We start from the raw sequence: 19,586 nt of genomic DNA on the forward strand, positions 1-19,586 counted from the left end.
GCTACTTCCCTCGCCCGCGACCACGTTTTCGTGGATCCACCGGCTCGGACGGCGCGTTCTCACGTCCGGTGATGCGGCCGAGCATCGATACACCCGGCAGCCGGGACAGCCGGTTGTACACCTCCTCGCCCATCGACACCATGGCCTCGAGCCGGGGCAGCAGCCGGTCGTACGCGGCGAATGCCGGATCGGCCAGGGCCAGGGTGCGGTCGAGGCGGTCGATGGTGCGGTTGAGGCGGTCGATCGCCATCGAGAGGTTGTCGATCAGGTCGGGCAACTGGGCGGCGAGTTGCACCGAGGCCGGTGGCAGCCGGATCGCGGTGTCGAACGCCGTCCCTGCGGTGACCTGCGCGGCGTCCAGGGCCTGCCCGGCCGCCCGCTGCGCCGCCTCCGCCGCGGCCTGGGCGGCGGCGATCAGCTCGCTCGCGCCGGGGACGCGCGGCGTTCCGGGCTTGCGGCCGGGCTCCTTCTGATCGCTCATCCCTCCATCGTGCCGCATCGGGTGTGTCGCACCCGCGCGCGACAGACCCTACGGTCGGTGTCGGTGCCACCTGGCATAGTTCCGGAACGATGACCTTCACCGAGAACGGCGCCACGCCGATACCGACTTCGCTGCTGAGCGTGGAACTTTCGTGGCGCTGCGCCCACGCGCTGGACGCGCACGCACTGCTGCTCGGCGACGACGACCTGGTCCGCTCCCCGCGCGACGCGGTATTCCACAACGCACCCCGGCATCCGTCGCAGGCGGTGACGCTGGACCAGCAGCCCCAGCCGCGCACGGCCCGGCTCTCGGTCTCGCTCCCCCGCACCGAATCCACGGTCACCCGCATCGTCCTGGGCGTCTGTTCGGACAGTCCACTGCACGATCTGCTGGATCTGACGATCGCGGTGCGCGACGCGGCCGGACTGGTCGCCCGCCGCGACGTTCCCGCACCGCGATCCAGCACGACCCGAGCGATATCGGTCGCCGAATTCGGCCGCGACGGTGACGGCTGGTTCTTCCGCCCGCTCGATGACGCACGGGACGAATTGTCGGACCTGTTCGAGGATTTCGGCATCGATACCGCCGCCGAGCCGGAGCGTGGCCGAATCTCGCTGTCCAGAAACAGATTCGAGAACGCAAGCAGCGAAATCCCCACGGCCACACCGCCGGAGGACCCGCGCCCGGACTGGCATCCGCAAGGCGCGACGCTCCGTTGGTGGGACGGCACGCACTGGACCGACACCACCGCGCCACTCCCCTCGACCGACGCCCGCGTCTGCCCGCACTGCGGCCGCCGACGCGGCTGGCGTGTCCTGGGCGCACCCGCCCCGTGCCGATCCTGCGCCGCCGATATCGACGAATATCTCGACACCTGGCGGGCGCGGGCCTGGCGCGTGCTGACCGGCGACGGACTCGGCAGCACCGAGTGGGCGGACCTGTGGACCGCGCTGCGCTACCGGCACATCCCCGAGGACACCGGCCGCGCGGCGCTGCGCGGCCCCGGCCTGGCCTACATCGAACGTCTGGCCGCGTTCGCCGACGAGGAGATCAGCGCCGAAGAGGTCGAGGAGTTCGACACCGCCATCCGGGAACTGGCCCTGTCCGGGCCGCAGGTGGAGGAACTGCGCCGCCGCATGCACCGCGGCAGAACCCGCACCCGGCTGCGCACCGGGGATCTGCCCGTGGTGCGCACGCACGGGCTGCATCTGGATCCCGAGGAACGCGTCCACCTGGACATCGAGGCGACCCGCATCCGCCACCTCGCCCGCGGCGACCGCGCCACCGACGGCCGTCTGATCTGTACGAACAAGAAGCTCCGCTTCGTCGGCCCCGAGGCGGGCGTCGAAATGCCTTGGAACCGAATAGTTTCCGTCTCCATCACCGACGGCCTGGTCGCCCTGGCGGCCACCTCGGCGCGCGGCGGAGCCGAATTCGACGTCGCGGACCCGGATCTGGTGGCCGCGGTACTGGAAGGCGCTCTGCGCGTGGCCAAACGGCTCAGCCTGGTGCCCGGCCGTCGCGACACCCGCGCGATCCCGCCGGAGATCAAGGCCCAGGTGTGGCATCGCGACGGCGGTGCGTGCATCGAATGCGGGGCCACGCATTATCTGGAGTTCGACCACGTCATCCCGCTCAGCCGCGGCGGCGCGACCAGCGCGGGAAATCTCCAGGTCCTGTGCCGATCCTGCAATCGGGACAAGGGTGCGCGCCTGTAGAACTCAGCGCCCCCTGGAACTCAGCGACCAGCCCCGATACCGTGCACCGGCGGATGCGCACCGAGCACCGCCCCGGCCAGCCCCGAGAGCACGTCGGCGGTCTGATCCCCCGGCCCGCCGTCGGTCTGCGCGGAGATGGTGAAGCCGGGACCGTAGGAAGCCGAACCCACTTGCGGCGGACCGTAATCCGACCAACCCCACTTGTTCCCGATCACGCCGGGCAGCCGCGCGGTGCCCCAGTTCTGGGCGGTGCCGTCGGCGGCGACCGGACTCGCCGTGGCCATCCAGCCCAGGATGGGCGAGCCCGGATCGGTGGTCATCTTGCGGTCCAGGAACTTCGTGATGTCGGCGGTGCTGGTGTAGGACTGCCCCCAGGTGGGACCGGAGTGGGTGGCGGGCAGGCCGTACTCGGCGGCCTCGGCGTCGATGGCGTTCGGATACTTCGCCGCGATGGCGTCGGCGGCCGAATCATCGGAGTAGCGGATCATTCGCTCCGCGAGCTGACGGTCCTGTGCGGACCGATCGCCGTGTCGCAGTGCGTAATCCACCATGTAGAGCTTCACCAGCGACAGCCCCGAACGCGACTCGGTGTCGTTGGCCGTCCCCCATTGCAGGTTCAGGAAGTCCACGCGCAGCGAGATCGAGGTGCGGCCCGGCACACCGGGCATATCCATGCTGGTGGGAGTCGTGTTCGGTGGTACGGTATCCGCCGCGGCATGACCGGCGAACAGGAGTGTTCCGGCTGCGATCATTCCCGCCAGTACCACCCGACAGCGCACGACCAGCCTCCTCGAGCCACACTCCGGTTCCGTTCGGAAAGGTCCGGCGTCAACGACATTGCGGATGCGAAACGTTAGCCAGGGTAACTCGAACGGGTGGCGGCGCGGTCGGACCGAGACCCCGCGCGTGTCACGACCATTCGGCGAAGCGGGCAAACCGGTCTCCTCGAACAGTGCGCGGAGTTACGCTCGAAGACGCGTTGCGCCGGGGGCGATCGCGCCGGACGCGACGTCAGGCGAGCACACTCTCCAGAGGATCAACCATGAGCGTCAGCGACGACCGCACGGTTCAATCAACTCCCGCCATCGCCGACCCGGCACCGCTGGGTCTGGGCGCATTCGCACTCACCACATTCCTGTTATCGGCGGTGAACGCCGGGTGGGCCGGCGCCTCCACGGGCGATGCCTGGCTGGGCTACGCCTTCGCCTACGGTGGAATGTGTCAGCTGCTGGCCGGAATGTGGGAATTCCGGAACCGCAACGTCTTCGGCGCGACGGCGTTCTCCACCTACGGCGGATTCTGGATCGGCCTGGGGCTGTGGGCGAAACTGGTCGCCCCGCACGCCACGGGTGCGGGCGCATCGCACGATCTGGGCTGGATCCTGTTGGCGTTCGCCATCTTCAACACCTACATGCTGATCATGTCCAGCCAGGTGAACCTCGCGGTCTTCGCGGTGTTCCTCACCCTGGAAATCACCGAAATCCTTTTGTTCGCAGGCAATTTCGCGGGTAGCGACAGCACCGTGAAGATCGGCGGCTACGTCGGCGTGATCACCGCGCTGTGCGCCTGGTACGCATCGGCGGCGGGCGTGGCCAACGGAATCGGCGGCAAACTCAAGCTCCCGGTAGGTGCGCCGCTGGTCGCGTGACCCCTGCCGGTGGGCGCATGCCCGACGTCACGTGATCGGCGACCGAAACCAGGCCGGGCCCGGTAATACCGGGCCCGGCCTGTCGTATATCCGAGCCGCTCAGCTCTCCCCGGACAGATCCGCGGACAGGTCGGCCACCGCGACGCCCTCGGGGATCTGCACCTCTTCGACGAGTTCGGGGCGGTCGTCGAATTCCAGCCGCAGCGCGCGGGCCATGGTGGCGTGCATGTCGTACATCGCGGTGATGTAGGTCAGCTGGAGGATCTCCGGATCGCTGAGATTGGCTTTGAGCACCGCGAACACCTCGTCCGGCACCCGGCCGCTGTCGTAGACCAGCCCGTCGGTGTAGGCGAGGATGGCGCGCTCGAGTTCGGAGAAGCAGTCGGCGATCTGCCAGTGCGGGATCGCGGCGATCTTCTCCTCCGCGACGCCCAGCGAACGCATCTGCTTGCAGTGCTGGGAGAACACGAACTGGCTGCCGCGGGCGTATCCGGCCCGGCTCTGGCCGAGTTCACGCAGTTTCGGATCCAGCGTCGCGTTGCGGTAGAGCGCGAAACCCTTTACCGCGTGGCGGAATACGTCCGGCGACTGAGCGAAGACGGTCCACCAGTCACCGGGGGTGGCGTGGATGGTGCCGTGGTCGACGGCCGGATCCTTGTCGGGGCCGAACAACCTGTCGTAGAAGAACAGAATCCGTTCGTCGGTGACTTCGGCACGCGGGACTTCGCGAAGACGCGGCATATTTCGTAATCCTCTCAGGTGGTGGAGATTTCGCCGTCGGCCTACAGGCCGGCGGACACGGTCCGGTCGGCGGCGGTCTTGGGCTCGTGCGAGACATCCGCCTCGGTGAACTTCCGTGTCCAGCAGGCGAATTCGAGCAGCACGCCGTCGGGATCCTGGAAGTAGAACGACCGCACGAAGGTGCCCTCGTGCACCTCGCGCGAGACGCCGCGCGGGCTGTCGTCGTGGTTGAGTACCCGGCTGACCTTGATGCCCTCGGCCGCGACCCGCTCGTAGTACTCGTCGAACAGCTCCGGCGGCACCGCGAACGCGACGTGATTCATCGATCCGACCCCGCTCAGCAGCTCGCCCTCGTCGGGCAAGCCCTTCGGCGCGGCCAGCCCGGGACTGGCATCGGGTGCGTCGGCGAGCCAGAAGAAGGCCAGGCTGTTCCCTCCCCCGCAGTCGAAGAAGAAATGCTGACCCAAGTTGCCGGGCAGTTCGATAGTCTTGATCAGCGGCATACCCAGTGTGCCCGAATAGAAGTCGATGGTTCGACGCATATCGGAACACACCAGCGCGAGATGGTTGATCCCGCCTAGTTCGTATTTCGGATTGGAGGGGCTCATGACATTCCTTCCTGCTGTGCCGCGACCACGAACTCGCGCGGCTTCGACGCTCACAATATGACTTGACAGTCATGTCATGTTGTTGGATAGTGTGAGCCGTGGCGAAGTCATCTGTCAATAGCCCCGCCGCCGCGGCCGACACCCTGACCCCGCGCGGCCGCAAGACGCGGGAGGCGCTACTCGATGCCGCCCAGCGCGTCTTCGAGACGGTCGGCTTCCTGGACACCCGGGTCGAGCAGATCTCCCAGGAGGCCAACGTCTCCTACGGCACCTTCTACCGCTATTTCGAGTCGAAGGAACACGTCTTCGGGGAGCTGAGCACCCGACTGTTCGAGGATATGCACCGCCGCGAACCGACCGCGGCAGACCTCACGCCCGCCGCGAAACTCGTTGCGGCCAACCGTTCCTACTATCACGCCTATCGGCGCAACGCGCGGATGATGGCGATCGTGGAACAGGTGGCGACGTTCAACGAGGAGTTCCGGCAGCTGCGGCACGAACACCGCCGCCAGCTCACCGACCGCACCTCCAAGGCCATCGCGCGCTGGCAGACCGAGGGGCTGGTGCATCCGAAACTCGATCCCGAACTCGCGGCGCGCGTGATGGCCGCGATGGTGGAACACACCATCTATCTGTGGCTGATCCAGGGCGAGGACGCCGACGAGAACGCCCTGCTGGACACGCTCGACCGGATGTCGGTCGGGGCGCTCGGACTCGATCCGGACGAGCGGTGACACATCGGCACACATCGGCGCGCCGATTCAGGAGGTACCCATGACATCCGAAGCCCACTCCCCCGCGGGCGAGCAGAGCAGCACCGCCGGACCGCTGGACGGCTACCGCGTGCTCGAACTCGGCACGCTCATCGCCGGGCCTTACTGCGGTCGCCTGCTCGGCGACATGGGCGCGGACGTGATCAAGATCGAAGCGCCGGATCGCCCCGACCCGTTGCGCGACTGGGGTCAGGCGCAGGGCGGGCACCAGTACTTCTGGGCCGTGCACGCGCGCAACAAGCGGTGCATGAGCCTGGATCTGCGCACCGACGCGGGCCGGGAGATCTTCCTGGAGCTGGCGGCCACGGCCGATGTGGTGGTGGAGAGTTTCCGGCCCGGCACGCTGGAACGCTGGGGTATCGGATACGACGAACTGGTCGCGCGCAATCCGCGGCTGGTGCTGGCGCGGGTGTCCGGCTACGGGCAGACCGGGCCGTACGCCGCGCGTCCGGGCTACGCCTCGGTCGCCGAGGGGATCAGCGGGTTGCGGCATCTGAACGGGTTCCCCGGGCAGGCGCCGCCGCGGATGGCATTGTCGATCGGGGACAGTCTGGCCGGGCTGTTCGCGTTCCAGGGTGTGCTGGCCGCGCTGCTGGTGCGGGAGCGGACCGGGCGCGGGCAGATCGTCGACGCCGCGCTCACCGAGGCGTCGCTGGCCATCCAGGAGTCCACGGTCCCGGACTATCACAAGACCGGACATGTGCGGCAGCCGTCGGGGACCCGGTTGGATCGGGTGGCGCCGTCGAATCTGTACCGCTCGGCGGACGGGCTGTGGGTGATCATCGCGGCCAATCAGGACACGGTGTTCCGTCGTCTGACCGCCGCCATGGAACGTCCCGGACTCGCCGACGATCCGCGCTACGTCAACCACGGGGCGCGCGGTGAGCATCAGGACGAGCTCGACGAGCTGATCGGTTCCTGGGCAGCTGGTTTCACCGCCACCGACCTGATCGAGCGGCTCGCCGAACACGGTGTCGTCGCCGGTCCGGTGAATACCGTCGCGGAGGTTATGACCGATCCGCAGTTCGTCGCTCGCGGCATCTTCGTCGATCACGCCGATCCGTCGCTGAGCAGCGAGGATGCCGGATTCGATCCGGTTCCGGCCAAGGGTGTCGGCGTGGTGCCCCGGCTGAGTGAGACCGCGGGCGGGGTGCGATGGGGCGGTGCGAGTCGTCCGGGGACACATACCGACGAGGTGCTCAGCGAGGTACTCGGTTACGACGACGAGCGCCTGGTCCAACTGCGCGAGAAAGGCACGATCGCATGAACGCCGTCGATATCCGCGAGGTCGGCCCGCGTGACGGGTTGCAGATCGAGGAGCCGATCTCGACCGAGGCCAAGCTCGAATTCATCGATGCGCTGGTGGCCACGGGTGTGCGCCGGATCGAGGTGACGTCCTTCGTCTCGCCGCGCGCGGTGCCGTCGCTGGCCGACGCGGAAGCTGTTGCCGCCCAACTGAATCGGTGGCAGGGCGTGACGTTCTCCGCGTTGGTCGCGAGCCTGAACGGTGCGCGCCGGGCCTTGGCGGCGGGCATCAGGCAGATCGAATACGTCGTATCCGCCTCCGATGGGCACAGCCGGGCCAATGTCGGGCGGGACAGCGCGGCCTCGGTCGCGCTCATCGCGCCGATCGCCGAACTCGTGCACGAGGCGGGCGGACAGCTCGAGGTGATCGTCGCCATCGCGTTCGACTGCCCGTTCGACGGGCCGACGCCGCCGCAGCGGGTGGCCGAGATCGCCCGCAGCGCAATGGCTTCGGGGGCCGACGCGCTGGCCGTGGCCGATACCATCGGCACCGCCTCGCCGATCCGGATGGTCGATGTGCTCGGGCGGGTCCGGGCGGCGGTGCCGGAGACCGTGCCGGGCGTCCACCTGCACAACACCCGAGGCCAGGGCCTGGCCAACGCCTGGGCCGCCTACAGTGAGGGTGTGCGCCAATTCGATTCCGCCGCAGGCGGTCTGGGCGGTTGCCCGTTCGCGCCGGGTGCCAGTGGCAATATCGCCACCGAGGAACTGGCCTACATGTTCGAGGACGGCGGGATCGCCACGGGTATCGATATCGACCGGGCCCTGAACGCGGCGCGGCTGATCTCGGATCTGCTGGGTAAACCCGTCGCCAGCAATCTGCTCGCCGCGGGCGGCCGGTCGGTTCCGGCCCACTGACACCCGCAACGCACAGCGAATTATCCACCCCCGGAAGAGGTTCCACCGTGAACGAACTGGCCGATCGCTTCTTCGCCGCTGTCACCAGCGGCGACGCGACGACGCTGACCGATCTGTACGCACCCGATGCGCGCATCTGGCACAACGAGAAGAACGCCGAGGAGACCGTCCCGGAGAACCTGCGGGTGCTGCGCTGGCTGTCGCGAACGGTGGAAAACCTTCGCTACGAGGACATCCGGCGTTATCCGCTGTCCGACGGCTTCGCCCAGCAGCACGTCGTGCGCGGTGAGCTGCCCGGTCATGGACCGCTGGAGATCCCGGCCGGAATGTTCGTGCGGGTCCAGGACGGCCGGATCACCCGGATCGACGAATACGTGGATTCGGCCGCGGTCGCGCCGCTGTACGCGGTATCCACCTCGAAGCGGGAGCAGTGATGTCGACCGTGGACCGGCCCGAAGGGCATATCGCCGAATTGACCTCGCGCATGCGGGAATTCATCGATGGTGAGGTCATCCCCCAGGAACCCGTGCTGATCCGGGACGACGCGGCCGCGACCGCGGAACTGGACCGGCTGCGCACCCGCGCCAAGGAACTGGAGCTGTGGGCGCTGGGACATCCCGCCGAAATCGGCGGCGGCGGAGTGCCTTTCCTGGATTTCGTGTACCTCAACGAGATCATCGGCCGCTCCGAATTCGGTCAGCTGGCCGTCGGTTCGGTCTCCATGCAGGACACCCTGATGCTGCACCGGCACGGTTCGCCGGAACAGCAGCAGCGCTGGATTCCGCCCATGGTGGCCGGGGATGCGCTGCCCTCGGTCGGGTTGACCGAGCCGGAGGTCGCCGGATCCGATCCGACTCTGATCGCCACCCGCGCCGAACTCGACGGCGACACCTGGGTCATCAACGGGCACAAGTGGTTCACCACCGGAGTCGCGCAGGCGGCCTACTGCACGGTGTTCGCGAACACCGAATCCGACTCCGTGCCACGGCATTCCCGGATCAGCGCGATCATCGTGCCCACGGACACACCGGGTTTCGAGATCGTCCGCTCCATTCCGACCATGGGCCACGATCCGAGTGATCACTACGAGGTCCGGCTCACCGACGTGCGGGTCCCCGCCGACGCGCTGCTGGGCGAGCGCGGCAAGGGTTTCGCGGTGGCGCAGGATCGGCTCGGGCCCGGCCGGATCTTCCACTGCATGCGCTGGCTCGGGCAGGCCCAGCGCGCCTACGAGCTGATGTGCGAGCGCGCCAACACCCGGTACGCGCACGGTTCGCTGCTCGCCGAGAAGGGCGAAATCCACCGGTACATCGCGGAATCCGCCGCCGAGATCCACGCCGCCCGGCTGATGACCCTCGACGCGGCCCGCGCGATGGATGCCGGTGAGGACTACCGGGTGCGGGTCGGGCTGATCAAGTTCTGGGGTGCGCGCATGCTGCACAACGTGATCGATCGCGCCATCCAGGTGCACGGCGCGCTCGGCCTGACCGCCGACACCCCGCTCGAGCGCATGTACCGGCAGGCCCGCTACGCGCGCGTGTACGACGGGCCGGACGAGGTGCACCGGATGTCCACCGCGCGTCGCCTACTACGCTCCCCCGAGGCCGCGCCGTGGCTGTGACGCCGGATTCTCCTGTGTCCGAAGAGGTTTCGCTCACAGAAGGCGTCGGCGAGGTGTTGCGGGCGGCGACCTCGCGCGCGGTCACCGAGGTGTCGCTGCGGCAGTTCACCGGCGGCGCGAGCAAGCAGGTCTACGCGGTCGATGCCCGCGACGAGACCGGTGCGTCGCTGTGTGCGGTGCTGCGCCGCGATCCCCCGGGGCACGGCGACGCCGATCGGATGCGCGCGGAGGCGGCCTGTCTGCGGGCGGCCGCCGCGGCGGGGGTGCCGGTCCCGGCCGTGCTCGCCGCCGCGGACACCGCACCCGGTATCGACGCGCCGTATCTACTGATGAACATGGTCGAGGGCGAGTCGATTCCCCGTAAGCTGCACCGTGATCCGGAGTTCGCGCCGGTGCGCGAGCGGCTCGCCGGTGACCTCGGCCGCGTGCTCGGCCTGATCCACCGCACCCCGCTGGACACCCTGGATCTGCTCGACGATCAGGATCCGCTGGAGGCGATCGAGCAGATCTACCGCGACCTGGACGAACCCCGTCCCACGGTCGAGATGGGTCTGCGCTGGCTGCGCGAACATCGCCCACCGCCGCGCCGGAAAGCGTTGGTGCACGGCGATTTCCGGATCGGCAACTTCCTGATCACCCCGGACGGCGTGCGCGCGGTACTGGATTGGGAGCTGGCCCATCGCGGCGATCCGGTCGAGGATCTGGGCTGGTTGTGCGTGCGCGCCTGGCGATTCGGCGCCTCGGCCCCGGTCGGTGGCCTGGGCACCCGCGAGCAATTGCTGGACGGTTACGCGCAGACCACCGGATTCCGGCCCACCGCAGCGGAATTGCACTGGTGGGAGGCGTTCGGCACGCTGAAGTGGCTGGTACTGAGCAGATTTCAGGCCGAACGTCATCTCAGCGGCGAGGAACGCTCGGTGGAGTTGGCCGCGATCGGACGACGGGTCTGCGAATCGGAATACGATCTGCTGGCCGTGCTGGGCCTGTTCGACGAATCCGTCGCCGTACCAACGCCGTTCGAACCGATGGTCACGGTCCACGATCGCCCCGAACTCACCGAGATACTCGACCTGGTCGCCGAGACCCTCACCGAGGAGATCGCGCCCACCCTCACCGCCGAACAGCAGCGGCAGCGATTCCTGCTGCGGATCTGCGTCAACCTGCTGGGCACCGCGTCGCGCGAACTGCACGCCGGGCCCGCGGCCACCGACGAGGTGACGGTACTGCTCGGCGAACTCGGCTGCGACTCGGAGACCGAACTTGCCGAGCGTTTGCGTGCGGAGTCACTCTCGTACTCGGACAAGGAGATTCGTCGGGTGGTGTCGCTCGCGGTGCTGTCCCGTTTGCAGGTCGCGAATCCGCGCTACCTGAAGTAGACAACCCGCCCGTCGTCGAACAAGCAGCGCCCGGCTTCGAAAAGCCGGGCGCTGCTGTCAGCAGATCTAGGCGCTCAACAACACCGGCAGCGAGCTGTGCCCGTTCATCACGAAGGTCGGCATCGGCCGCAGTTCACCTGCGGCAGCGGCTAATCGCAGCTTCGGGAACCGGGACAGCAACGCGGGCACCGCGATTCGAGCCTCCAACCGGGCCAGCGGCGCACCCAGGCAGTGGTGCATACCGTAACCGAACGCCAGATGCCCCTTGCTGCTGTCCTCCCCGTCCGCGGTCGGATGGAACTCATCGGCATTGCCGCCGAAGGAATTCCGGTCGCGATTGGCCCCCGCGAACGACGCCAGGATCGCCTCGCCCGCCGGAATGCACACACCGCCGCCGAGATCGAGATCCGTGCGGGCGTAGCGGAACGGCATGTTCGCGATCGGCGACTGCCAGCGCAGCGACTCCTCGATCACCTCCTCCCACTCGACCGCACCGGCGAGCGCCTCGTCGCGGGCCCGCGGATGCGTGAGCAGCGCCAGGATCGTCTGATCGATCAGATTCACCGTCGTCTCGTGACCGGCGCTGATGATCAACGTCAGGGTGTCCAGCAACTCCTGATCGCTCAGCAGCGGACCGGTTTCCTCGTCGGGTCCGGTGATCAACGTGCTGGTCAGGTCGTCGCCCAAATGCTCACGCTTGTAGGCGATCAGCTCGCCGACCAGGCTCAGCAACGTCATGAAAGCCTGCTGCACCTGTTCCGGCGGCGCGGAGGTGTCCAGCGTGCCGTCGGCCGCGTGACACAGTGGAGTCCCGATCTCCGCGGGCACCCCCATCAGTTCGGTGATCACCTTGATCGGCAGCGGACGCGCGAAATCCGCTCGCAGGTCCGCGATCTCACCTTCCGGGGTTTTCGCGAGGCCGTCCAGCAGATCCGCGACGATCGCCTCGATTCGGGGTTGCAGACCCTGCACCCGGCGTGGACCGAACGCGGGGCCCACCGCCTTGCGCAGCCGGGCGTGCTCCGCCCCCGAACTGCGCAGCATGTTGCGCAGGCCGATCCACGGCGTCATCACCCAGTCGGCCGGAATCCGGCCCTCCCGCAACGTCGTCCAGTCCTGTGGATCCTTCGAAACCTGTGGATCGGTCATCAGCCGACGCAGTACCGCGTAGTCGGTGACCATCCACACCACCACCCCACCGGGCAGTTCCACCCGGGCCGCCGGGCCCAGGTCTCGGATGCGGGCAATTTCGCCATGGATATCGGTGCCGGTCGGGTCCAGCACAATGGGTTGATTGTCCGTCACGGGAGCTCCTTACAAGCGGGTGGCCGGTACGAACCTCGACGACGTAGCGATCTGCATCGGCGCCGTGGCCGGGAACTCCACCGGCAGTGCCACCAGTGCGCGGTGGAAAGGTCCCGGACGCCAGGATAATTCGCCGAACGGAATCGCGAGTTCCATGTCGGGCAGCGCATCGATCAGAAGATCGATCGCATCCTGCGCGATCGCCCTGGCCATCGCCTGTGCCGGACACATGTGCGGACCCGCGCCCCACGCCAGATGAGAACGGTTGCCGGTGCGGTCACCGCCGGCGATACGCGGGTCGTTGTTGCACGCGGCCAGACCGATCAGCACCGGTTGATCCGCGGGCAACCACACCTCGTCGACCAGGATCGGTTGCCGCGGATACACCACCGGAAAGTTCGTCAACGGCGGGTCGGTGAACAGCACCTCGTCCAGGGCATCCTCGGTGGAGAGCACACCGCTGATCAGACCGCTCCCGAAGCGGTCCTCGGTGAGCATGAGCAGCATCGTGTGCAGGATGAGGTTGGCCAGCGGCTCGGTGCCCATGGAGAACAGCAGCGCGGCCTGATTGATCACCTCCACGTCGTCCAGGCGGCCCGGATCGGTGATCAGCGCGGAGGTGAGATCGTTGCTCGGCTGCGCGCGTTTGGCGGCCACGACGGCCGCCAGGGCAGTGACGAACATCTCCTGCCCCGCCTGTGCGTTGACGGTCTCCATCATCGCCGCCATGCCGTCCCACGCCTGCCGGGCGGCATCGGTCGGGAAACCCATCAGATTCGCCAGCACCTGGAAGGTCAGCGGCGCGGCGTAGTCGCTGAGCAGATCGCAGGAACCCGCCCCGCAGAAGCCGTTGATGAGCTGTTCGGCGGAACCTCCGACCAGATCGTGCAGTCGGTTGAGATCGATCTCGCGCAGCGCCCCGAAACTGCCGCGCAGGCGTTGATGAGCCTCGCCGGTGGTGCGCAGCGCGTTGGCGCGGGCCTCGAGGAACGGCCGGACCGGACATTCCGGCGGCACCGACTGCTGCCAGCGGGTCGGATCGGTCGGGAACCGTTCGGGATCGCGCATGATCGATAGCGCGGTCGCGTAGTCCAGGATCAGCGTCGCGGTGACGCCGGGCGCCAGCTCCACCGGCGCCATCGCGCCGAACCGCTCCCGCATCCGCCGGTACGCGCTGTGCGGATCGGCCGCGAATTCCGGGTCGTACAGCCGGACCCGGTCCTGTCCCGAACTGGTCGGCGATGTCGCGTGGAATCCCTGGGGCGGCATGCTCATCCGGTCACCACCCGCGCCGCCGTCGAACCCCCGATACCCTCGTTGCCCCCGCCGAACCTGTACCCCGCACGTCGGCCATGCACGCCGGTGATCCTCATTTCTCCATTGCGCTTCACGGAACATCTCGGCGCGCAGGTCGCGCCGCACGGATCGGACGCCTCGACACGGGAGGTCCGAATTCCGTTGCGGCAGAGGGTACAACAGGCCCATCGGGGGCGCGCGGGGGGAACCGGCGGTCGGGGTGCCTGTTTTCCGGGGTCGCAGATAGCACCGCGGTAGCTCGGAGACGAAAGACGCCCGCCCCCAGCGGGAACGGGCGTCGGTCGAACCATTATATCACGAGAACTGTTGGCGCAGTTCCCGTTTGAGGATCTTTCCGGTCACGTTCTTCGGCAGCGCCGCGACGAACTCCACCCGGCGCGGCACCTGGAACCCGCCGAGCTGCTCGCGGCAGCCCGCGATGATGTCCTCGGCCGTGGCGGTGGCGTTCTCGCGCAGCACGATCACCGCGCACACCACCTCGCCCCAGGTGTCGTCGGTGACGCCGATCGCGGCGGCCTCGGCGACACCGGGCTGACGGTAGAGGGCCTGCTCGACGGTCAGCGAGGCGACGTTCTCACCACCGCTGATGATGAGATCCTTCTTGCGGTCGACGATGTAGACGAAACCCTCCGCGTCCTGCCGGACCAGATCTCCGGTGTGGAACCAACCGTCGGTGAACGCGTCGGCGGTGGCCTGCGGATCCTTCCAGTAGCCAGCCATTACCTGATCGCCGCGCACGATCATCTCGCCGACCTGTCCGGCGGGCACATCGGCGAATTCATCGTCCACGATGCGAATATCGGCCAGCCGCATGGGCTTTCCGGCCGAGGCGAGCAGGCCCGTCTCGCCGTCGGCCGCGCGGCGATGGGCGACCTCGTCCAGGTGCAGGACGTTACCGGCGAGTTCGGTCATGCCCATGCCCTGATAGAAATCGCAGCCGAACCGTTCGAGTCCGGCCCGCAGCACGGCGGCGGGGATGGCCGAGGAGCCGTAGCCGATCGCCTCCAGGCTGTTCAGCGAATGCTTGTCCAGCTCCGGGTCCTGGAGCAGGAAGTTGATCATGGTCGGGGCCAAACCCGTTTGAGTGACCTGCCATTCGTCCACCAGACGCAGGAATGTCGCGTTGTCGTAGGAGCGCAGAATGCCGACCGTGCAGCCCAGCAGATGGTTGATCATGACCACGTAGCCGCCGATGTGGCACAGCGGGAAGCAGAACAGGAATACCGTCTCCTCCGGAACCTCCCACTGCAACGCTGAAGAGGTCACGCCCGCAAGCAGATTGCGGTGCGAGACCATCACGCCCTTGGGCATGCCCGTGGTTCCGCTGGTGTACACCAGCCAGGCGGTGTCGTCGGGGGTCGTGCTGGTCTCGGGCACGTCCGTCGAAGCGCCGGAAAGGAATTCGTCCCATTCGACGGCGCCGGGGGCGGCGCCGATCGATACCACGGTCGTCACCGACGGGATGCGATCGCGGATGCGTGCCACGGTTTCGGCGAACTCCGGCGCGATGATCAGCACCGTCGCCTCGGAATGCTGTAGGAGAGCGACGATCTGGTCCGGATGCAACCGAATGTTCAGGATCGTCAACGCCATCCCGGCCATCGGGACGCCGTAGTAGCAGTCCAGGTACTGCGTGCAGTTCGAGGACAGGATCGCGATCCGGTCCCCCGGGGCGGCGACCCCGAGCAACGCATTCGCCAAGCGGCGGCAGCGATCTCGCAGCTGCCCGTAGCTGACCTGCTCCTGTTCGAATCGCAACGCGATCCGCTCCGGGTGTTTGCGCGCACCGTATTCGACGATGTCACCGATCAACATCTGTTCTGCTCCTTGCTGATTCGAACCTGTCGCACCGTCACCGGATCGCCATCGGGTTGATCGGGGAACCCACGCCGCGGGTGAACCGCAGCGGCGGTCCGGCGTAGAGGAAGTCCCAGCGGCCGTCGGCGGCGCAGGCTTGCGACAGGTCTTCGAAATCCAGCATTTCCGCGAGCGTGACGCCCATGTCGCGGATGAGCACCATGTGCAGTTCGAAGGCGGCCCCGGGATGTTCGCCGGGCATCACCTCGACGGCCCAGTTGTCCGAGCCCACGACCGCGATGTCCTTCTCGCGCAACCATTTCGCGCAGGACAGGCTGAGTCCGGGCTCGCCCGCCATGAAGCTGTTGGGGTCGCGTTCGGTGAGGAATTTCTTACGCCAGCCGGTCCGGAACAGCAGGATGTCGCCCGCGCCGATCTGCACACCCTGCGCGGCGGCGACCTCGTCGAGTTCGTCGGGGCCGATCGCGGCGCCGGCCTCGAGCCAGTCGACGCCGCGCGCCCGCGCGATGTCGAGCAGCACGCCGCGTCCGGCGATGCCACCGGCCTGGGTGTGGATGCCGCACTTGTCCGCGCCCTTGACCGTCACCCCGTCGCCCGGATGGCCGTTGTAGAGGTGGTCGTCATAGTGCACGTGGGCGAGCGAGTCGTACTGCGAACCGGCCTGCAACGGCATGAACACGAAGTCGTCGGCCCATTTGAACCCGCCGGGCAGCACCTGCTCCTGCCCGTTCTCCGACATCAGCCGGATCGGGTTGATGCGCAATCCGCCGGGCTGCGGACCGTCCCCGTCGAGCGGAATCCCCAGCGTGAAGACCTCACCGGTGCGCACCAGCCCCGCCGCGGCCGCCACCCGTTCGGGCGTGAGCAGATTGGTCGTCCCCCGTTCGTCCTCGCTTCCCCACCGCCCCCAATTGCTGACCTCTCGGCCCAACTCACGCATATCGGGAACTTCAGGCACCGCCGCCTCCTCGCGAACTGTTAGTGACGTGACAGTCATGTCAACTTTCTCGCCCAGTGTGATCGCCCGCACTATAAGTGTCAATAGGGCATTGCCGACGGATTGCGGGGAGTGTTCACCCGGCCGGCGCGGGAACGCCGTCCGCCGGCCCGGTCACGCTGTCGGCCGCGCCTGGCTCATCGGCGTCGATGATGGTGCGCGGCAGCACTATTCGAGGAGCAGCGGCAGCTCAGAGGTCCGCGAAGGTCGCGGCATCGATGACGAGGCGGTAGTGCACATCGGCGGCGTCCAGGCGTGCGAAGGCCTGCTCGATTCCGGTCGCGGGGATGATCTCGACCTCGGCGGTGATCCGGTGTTCCGCGCAGAAGTCGAGCATCTCCTGAGTCTCGGCGATGCCGCCGATCGATGTTCCGGCCAGCGAGCGGTGGCCGCCGATCAGCAGACCGACCGGGGCGCTGAGGGGTTCGACCGGCGCGCCCGCCATGACCAGGGTGCCGTCGGTGTCCAGCAGGTTCAGCAGGGGCGCGGTGTCCGACGTCGCCGAAACGGTGGAGATGATCAGGTCGAAGCGGCCCGCGAGTGCGGTCAGCGTGGTGTCGTCGTCCAGGGCGTAGTGGCACACCGCGCCGAAACGCTTGGCGTCCCACGCGTTCGCCGAGGTCCGGCTGATGACGCTGACCTGCGCACCCATCGCGGCGGCGAGTTTGACGCCCAGATGTCCCAGCCCGCCCATACCGGCGATGGCGACCCGGCTGTCCGGGCCCACCCGCCAGTGCCGCAGCGCGGAGTACATGGTGATGCCCGCGCACAGCAGCGGTGCGGCCGCGGCGATGTTCAGGCTCGGCGGCAGCTTCAGGACGAAATCCTGGTCCACGACGATCTTCTGGCTGTATCCACCGGAGGTCGGCACGCCGTCGCGGTCCACGGAGTTGTATGTACCGACCGAGCCGCGCTGGCAGTACTGTTCGCGGCCCGCGCGGCAGTTGCGGCACTCCCGGCACGAGTCGATCAGGTTGCCCACGGCAACCGGATCGCCGACGGCATGTCGCGTGACCGCCGTGCCGACCGCCGCGACCACCCCGGTGATCTCGTGTCCCGGAACCATCGGGTACGTGGAGAAACCCCAGTCGTTGCGGACGAAGTGCACGTCGGAGTGGCATACGCCGACATAGGCGATATCGATCAGGACATCGGTCGCGCCGAGGTCGCGACGCTCGATGGTTGTGGTGCGGAACGGCGCACCGGCATCGGCAACGGACAGCGCCTTCACCAGGGTGGGCATGTGGAACCTCCAGCTCAGTTCGGCGAACGGCCGCATTCGCGACCGATCGGTCGTGAACGTTAGCACATACTGGAACGAACGGTCGTGAACGCGATAGGATGCGTCCATGGCACGACCCCGAGAGTTCGACGAAGACGATGTCGTCGGCAAGGCCCGCGACCGCTTCTGGGCCGCCGGCTACGCCGCGACCTCCATCCACGACCTCGTCGACGCGACCGGCGTAAGCCGCGGCAGCCTCTACGCGACCTTCGGCAGCAAACACGAACTGTTCCTGCGCGCGCTGGACTCGTACTGCGAGGGCACCATCGCCGCCGTACACGCCGACCTCGACGGCGACAGCGCCGACGCCGCCGACCGCCTGCGCACCCATATGCGCCACGTCGCCGACAGCTGCGGCAACGCCGAATTCGGTTGCTTCCTGGCCAAATCCACCGCGGAACTCGCCGCCGCCGACCCCGAGGTCGCCAAACGCGCCGACCAGATGTACGGCACCTACGAGGACATCCTCGTCACCTGCCTCGAACAGGCCCAACACGTCGGCGACCTCGACGACCGCCACGACCCCCGCACCCTCGCCGCACTACTGCTGATCACCGTGCGCGGCATGGACGCCCTCGGCCAGGCCGGGCGCGGGGTGGAGTTCATGCGTCAGGTCACCGAGCATTCGTTGGCGTTCTTGTTGAGCTGACTGCTCGGGGCCTTGCGCCCGGGACCATCGGATATGGGGCGAAATCCGGCCGTTGGACGCGCCACCCTTGGCGTGTCGGCAGCAGTCGTACATGATGTACATGATGTACATGTGGCCAATCGGGAGAGGTTCGAAGCGCCGATGACGATCACACACCCCATCACCTCCGTGACACGGTACGACTCGATGAACAACGCTCGAGACCACTTCAGCCAGATGCTGAGCGCGGCGGAAGAGGGCAATGTCGCGGTCGTCTCCCGCAAGGGCAAAGCATCCGCCCTGGTCGAGATCGGACGGCTGCGGTTGTTGCTGGCGCACGTCATCCACCGGCACGATCCGCAGGTCGTCCGCGAGGACGGCAACTGGGTCGCCTATCTACCGGGCCTACCGCTCGCGGTGGAAGAACCCGAACTCGACGTCGCGATCGAGGCGCTCGTCGAGGCGATGCGCGAGTACGCCTCCGACTGGCAGGACCATCTGCACGCGGCGATCAATCATCGCGACAATGTCGACTTCGTGCAGTTCGTCGAGCTGTCCAGCGACGAGCAACTGCGGGAATGGTTGACGGCAGCCGAGCAGTGACCCAATACCCTCCGGGCAACAAGAAGGCCCATGAAACGTTCTGCCGGAACGACGAATGGCGGCTCGTCCGCAACGCGAAAGGCGGGGCCGTCGGCCACCACAGCACGTGGGAGCTGGCCTTGTCCGACGGCCGCATCCTGCGCACCCGAATCTCCCGCCCGGTCGACAACACCGACTACGGCCCCAAGATGTGGTCTCAAATCCTGAAGGACCAACTCAAGGTGACCGAAGCCCAGTTCTGGGCCTGCGCCGACGACCGCACCCGTCCGACGCGCGTACGCGAGCAGGTCACGATTCCGAACAAGGAACCCATCCCACTCGGCGTCGTCGAAAAGCTCATTCGACTCGCAGGGCTGACCCCGCAGGAAATCGAGAGCATGACCAAAACCCAAGGCGTGGAACGGCTCAACCAGTTCTGGGCCGAGCAGTAGCGGCAACCTCGCCGTACTGGGTACCGGGTCCATTTCCGGGCTTTATCGGACTACCCGATAGGTGAGGTAGGCGAGG

The 19,586-nt window shown here is 67.5% G+C and carries 20 protein-coding genes; 11 read left to right on the forward strand and 9 right to left on the reverse strand.

The genetic code is table 11. The features are described from left to right. Position 1 precedes the first annotated feature (1 nt). A complete protein-coding gene (locus tag NRB20_RS18065; RefSeq protein WP_153411313.1) occupies positions 2–481 on the reverse strand; it encodes a hypothetical protein in 480 nt (159 codons plus the stop codon). Between the two features lie 89 nt (positions 482–570). Here NRB20_RS18065 and NRB20_RS18070 point away from each other — a divergent pair, with 89 nt between their 5' ends. Further along, entirely contained in the window at positions 571–2,199 is a 1,629-nt protein-coding gene (locus tag NRB20_RS18070; RefSeq protein WP_153411314.1) for an HNH endonuclease, read from the forward strand. A gap of 20 nt (positions 2,200–2,219) precedes the next feature. Here the strand turns inward: NRB20_RS18070 and NRB20_RS18075 are convergent, their stop codons facing one another. Then, entirely contained in the window at positions 2,220–2,978 is a 759-nt protein-coding gene (locus NRB20_RS18075) for a hypothetical protein (RefSeq protein WP_194289907.1), read from the reverse strand. A 263-nt stretch (positions 2,979–3,241) separates the two neighbouring features. On the opposite strand from NRB20_RS18075, the gene NRB20_RS18080 reads away from it, so the two are divergent. After that, a complete protein-coding gene (locus tag NRB20_RS18080; protein ID WP_153411315.1) occupies positions 3,242–3,847 on the forward strand; it encodes an acetate uptake transporter in 606 nt (201 codons plus the stop codon). 99 nt (positions 3,848–3,946) lie between these two features. Here the strand turns inward: NRB20_RS18080 and NRB20_RS18085 are convergent, their stop codons facing one another. Beyond that, positions 3,947–4,588: a carboxymuconolactone decarboxylase family protein gene (locus NRB20_RS18085; RefSeq protein ID WP_153411316.1), complete on the reverse strand. Its 642-nt coding sequence runs from the start codon at positions 4,586–4,588 to the stop codon at positions 3,947–3,949. 41 nt (positions 4,589–4,629) lie between these two features. Then, positions 4,630–5,196: a VOC family protein gene (locus tag NRB20_RS18090; protein WP_153411317.1), complete on the reverse strand. Its 567-nt coding sequence runs from the start codon at positions 5,194–5,196 to the stop codon at positions 4,630–4,632. A 98-nt stretch (positions 5,197–5,294) separates the two neighbouring features. Here NRB20_RS18090 and NRB20_RS18095 point away from each other — a divergent pair, with 98 nt between their 5' ends. Genes NRB20_RS18095 through NRB20_RS18120 form a run of 6 tightly spaced genes read left to right on the forward strand, consistent with a single transcriptional unit; the run spans position 5,295 to position 11,129 of the window. After that, the gene (locus NRB20_RS18095; protein WP_319945060.1) at positions 5,295–5,930 is read left to right on the forward strand and encodes a TetR/AcrR family transcriptional regulator; all 636 of its coding nucleotides are present in this window, start codon (positions 5,295–5,297) and stop codon (positions 5,928–5,930) included. A gap of 40 nt (positions 5,931–5,970) precedes the next feature. Beyond that, positions 5,971–7,236, forward strand: coding sequence for a CaiB/BaiF CoA transferase family protein (locus NRB20_RS18100; protein WP_153411318.1), 1,266 nt, complete (start codon positions 5,971–5,973; stop codon positions 7,234–7,236). Then, positions 7,233–8,132 carry a hydroxymethylglutaryl-CoA lyase gene (locus tag NRB20_RS18105; protein ID WP_153411319.1) on the forward strand — a complete coding sequence of 300 codons (900 nt, stop codon included), beginning with the start codon at positions 7,233–7,235 and terminating at the stop codon, positions 8,130–8,132. The genes NRB20_RS18100 and NRB20_RS18105 overlap by 4 nt, the downstream gene beginning before the upstream one ends. 47 nt (positions 8,133–8,179) lie before the next feature. Next, positions 8,180–8,566 carry a nuclear transport factor 2 family protein gene (locus NRB20_RS18110; RefSeq protein WP_319945061.1) on the forward strand — a complete coding sequence of 129 codons (387 nt, stop codon included), beginning with the start codon at positions 8,180–8,182 and terminating at the stop codon, positions 8,564–8,566. Next, positions 8,566–9,753 carry an acyl-CoA dehydrogenase family protein gene (locus NRB20_RS18115; RefSeq protein WP_153411321.1) on the forward strand — a complete coding sequence of 396 codons (1,188 nt, stop codon included), beginning with the start codon at positions 8,566–8,568 and terminating at the stop codon, positions 9,751–9,753. The genes NRB20_RS18110 and NRB20_RS18115 overlap by 1 nt, the downstream gene beginning before the upstream one ends. 14 nt (positions 9,754–9,767) lie before the next feature. Next, positions 9,768–11,129, forward strand: coding sequence for a phosphotransferase family protein (locus NRB20_RS18120; RefSeq protein ID WP_319945062.1), 1,362 nt, complete (start codon positions 9,768–9,770; stop codon positions 11,127–11,129). 66 nt (positions 11,130–11,195) lie between these two features. On the opposite strand, the gene NRB20_RS18125 is transcribed toward NRB20_RS18120, so the two are convergent. From NRB20_RS18125 to NRB20_RS18145, 5 genes are all read right to left on the reverse strand, one after another. Next, positions 11,196–12,434, reverse strand: coding sequence for a cytochrome P450 family protein (locus NRB20_RS18125; protein ID WP_319945063.1), 1,239 nt, complete (start codon positions 12,432–12,434; stop codon positions 11,196–11,198). 9 nt (positions 12,435–12,443) lie between these two features. Continuing rightward, on the reverse strand, positions 12,444–13,709 hold the full coding sequence (locus NRB20_RS18130) for a cytochrome P450 family protein (RefSeq protein WP_153411322.1): 1,266 nt from the start codon (positions 13,707–13,709) through the stop codon (positions 12,444–12,446). Positions 13,710–14,045: 336 nt separating this feature from the next. Further along, positions 14,046–15,566 (reverse strand): long-chain-fatty-acid--CoA ligase, encoded by a 1,521-nt coding sequence (locus NRB20_RS18135; protein ID WP_153411323.1) that lies wholly within the window; start codon positions 15,564–15,566, stop codon positions 14,046–14,048. 37 nt (positions 15,567–15,603) lie between these two features. Continuing rightward, positions 15,604–16,509: a cyclase family protein gene (locus NRB20_RS18140; RefSeq protein WP_153411506.1), complete on the reverse strand. Its 906-nt coding sequence runs from the start codon at positions 16,507–16,509 to the stop codon at positions 15,604–15,606. A gap of 247 nt (positions 16,510–16,756) precedes the next feature. Then, complete coding sequence (locus NRB20_RS18145; protein ID WP_153411324.1) at positions 16,757–17,809, reverse strand: NAD(P)-dependent alcohol dehydrogenase; 1,053 nt, start codon at positions 17,807–17,809, stop codon at positions 16,757–16,759. 106 nt (positions 17,810–17,915) lie between these two features. Here NRB20_RS18145 and NRB20_RS18150 point away from each other — a divergent pair, with 106 nt between their 5' ends. The 3 genes from NRB20_RS18150 to NRB20_RS18160 all read left to right on the forward strand — a co-directional run bounded on the left by NRB20_RS18150 (position 17,916) and on the right by NRB20_RS18160 (position 19,510). Further along, the gene (locus tag NRB20_RS18150) at positions 17,916–18,497 is read left to right on the forward strand and encodes a TetR/AcrR family transcriptional regulator (protein ID WP_153411325.1); all 582 of its coding nucleotides are present in this window, start codon (positions 17,916–17,918) and stop codon (positions 18,495–18,497) included. 186 nt (positions 18,498–18,683) lie between these two features. Then, positions 18,684–19,079 carry a prevent-host-death protein gene (locus NRB20_RS18155; RefSeq protein ID WP_153411326.1) on the forward strand — a complete coding sequence of 132 codons (396 nt, stop codon included), beginning with the start codon at positions 18,684–18,686 and terminating at the stop codon, positions 19,077–19,079. Then, positions 19,055–19,510: a cytotoxic translational repressor of toxin-antitoxin stability system gene (locus tag NRB20_RS18160; protein ID WP_153411327.1), complete on the forward strand. Its 456-nt coding sequence runs from the start codon at positions 19,055–19,057 to the stop codon at positions 19,508–19,510. Before NRB20_RS18155 ends, NRB20_RS18160 begins: the two co-directional genes overlap by 25 nt. Positions 19,511–19,586: the final 76 nt, after the last annotated feature.

The sequence above is a fragment of the Nocardia macrotermitis genome, assembly GCF_009604405.1.
Classification (GTDB): domain Bacteria; phylum Actinomycetota; class Actinomycetes; order Mycobacteriales; family Mycobacteriaceae; genus Nocardia; species Nocardia macrotermitis.

Coding starts and splice junctions, on each gene's coding strand:
- NRB20_RS18065 (WP_153411313.1), bottom strand. CDS start 481: ATGAGCGATCAGAAGGAGCCCGGCCGCAAGCCCGGAACGCCGCGCGTC.
- NRB20_RS18070 (WP_153411314.1), top strand. CDS start 571: ATGACCTTCACCGAGAACGGCGCCACGCCGATACCGACTTCGCTGCTG.
- NRB20_RS18080 (WP_153411315.1), top strand. CDS start 3,242: ATGAGCGTCAGCGACGACCGCACGGTTCAATCAACTCCCGCCATCGCC.
- NRB20_RS18085 (WP_153411316.1), bottom strand. CDS start 4,588: ATGCCGCGTCTTCGCGAAGTCCCGCGTGCCGAAGTCACCGACGAACGG.
- NRB20_RS18090 (WP_153411317.1), bottom strand. CDS start 5,196: ATGAGCCCCTCCAATCCGAAATACGAACTAGGCGGGATCAACCATCTC.
- NRB20_RS18100 (WP_153411318.1), top strand. CDS start 5,971: ATGACATCCGAAGCCCACTCCCCCGCGGGCGAGCAGAGCAGCACCGCC.
- NRB20_RS18105 (WP_153411319.1), top strand. CDS start 7,233: ATGAACGCCGTCGATATCCGCGAGGTCGGCCCGCGTGACGGGTTGCAG.
- NRB20_RS18115 (WP_153411321.1), top strand. CDS start 8,566: ATGTCGACCGTGGACCGGCCCGAAGGGCATATCGCCGAATTGACCTCG.
- NRB20_RS18130 (WP_153411322.1), bottom strand. CDS start 13,709: ATGAGCATGCCGCCCCAGGGATTCCACGCGACATCGCCGACCAGTTCG.
- NRB20_RS18135 (WP_153411323.1), bottom strand. CDS start 15,566: ATGTTGATCGGTGACATCGTCGAATACGGTGCGCGCAAACACCCGGAG.
- NRB20_RS18140 (WP_153411506.1), bottom strand. CDS start 16,509: ATGCGTGAGTTGGGCCGAGAGGTCAGCAATTGGGGGCGGTGGGGAAGC.
- NRB20_RS18145 (WP_153411324.1), bottom strand. CDS start 17,809: ATGCCCACCCTGGTGAAGGCGCTGTCCGTTGCCGATGCCGGTGCGCCG.
- NRB20_RS18150 (WP_153411325.1), top strand. CDS start 17,916: ATGGCACGACCCCGAGAGTTCGACGAAGACGATGTCGTCGGCAAGGCC.
- NRB20_RS18155 (WP_153411326.1), top strand. CDS start 18,684: ATGAACAACGCTCGAGACCACTTCAGCCAGATGCTGAGCGCGGCGGAA.
- NRB20_RS18160 (WP_153411327.1), top strand. CDS start 19,055: ATGGTTGACGGCAGCCGAGCAGTGACCCAATACCCTCCGGGCAACAAG.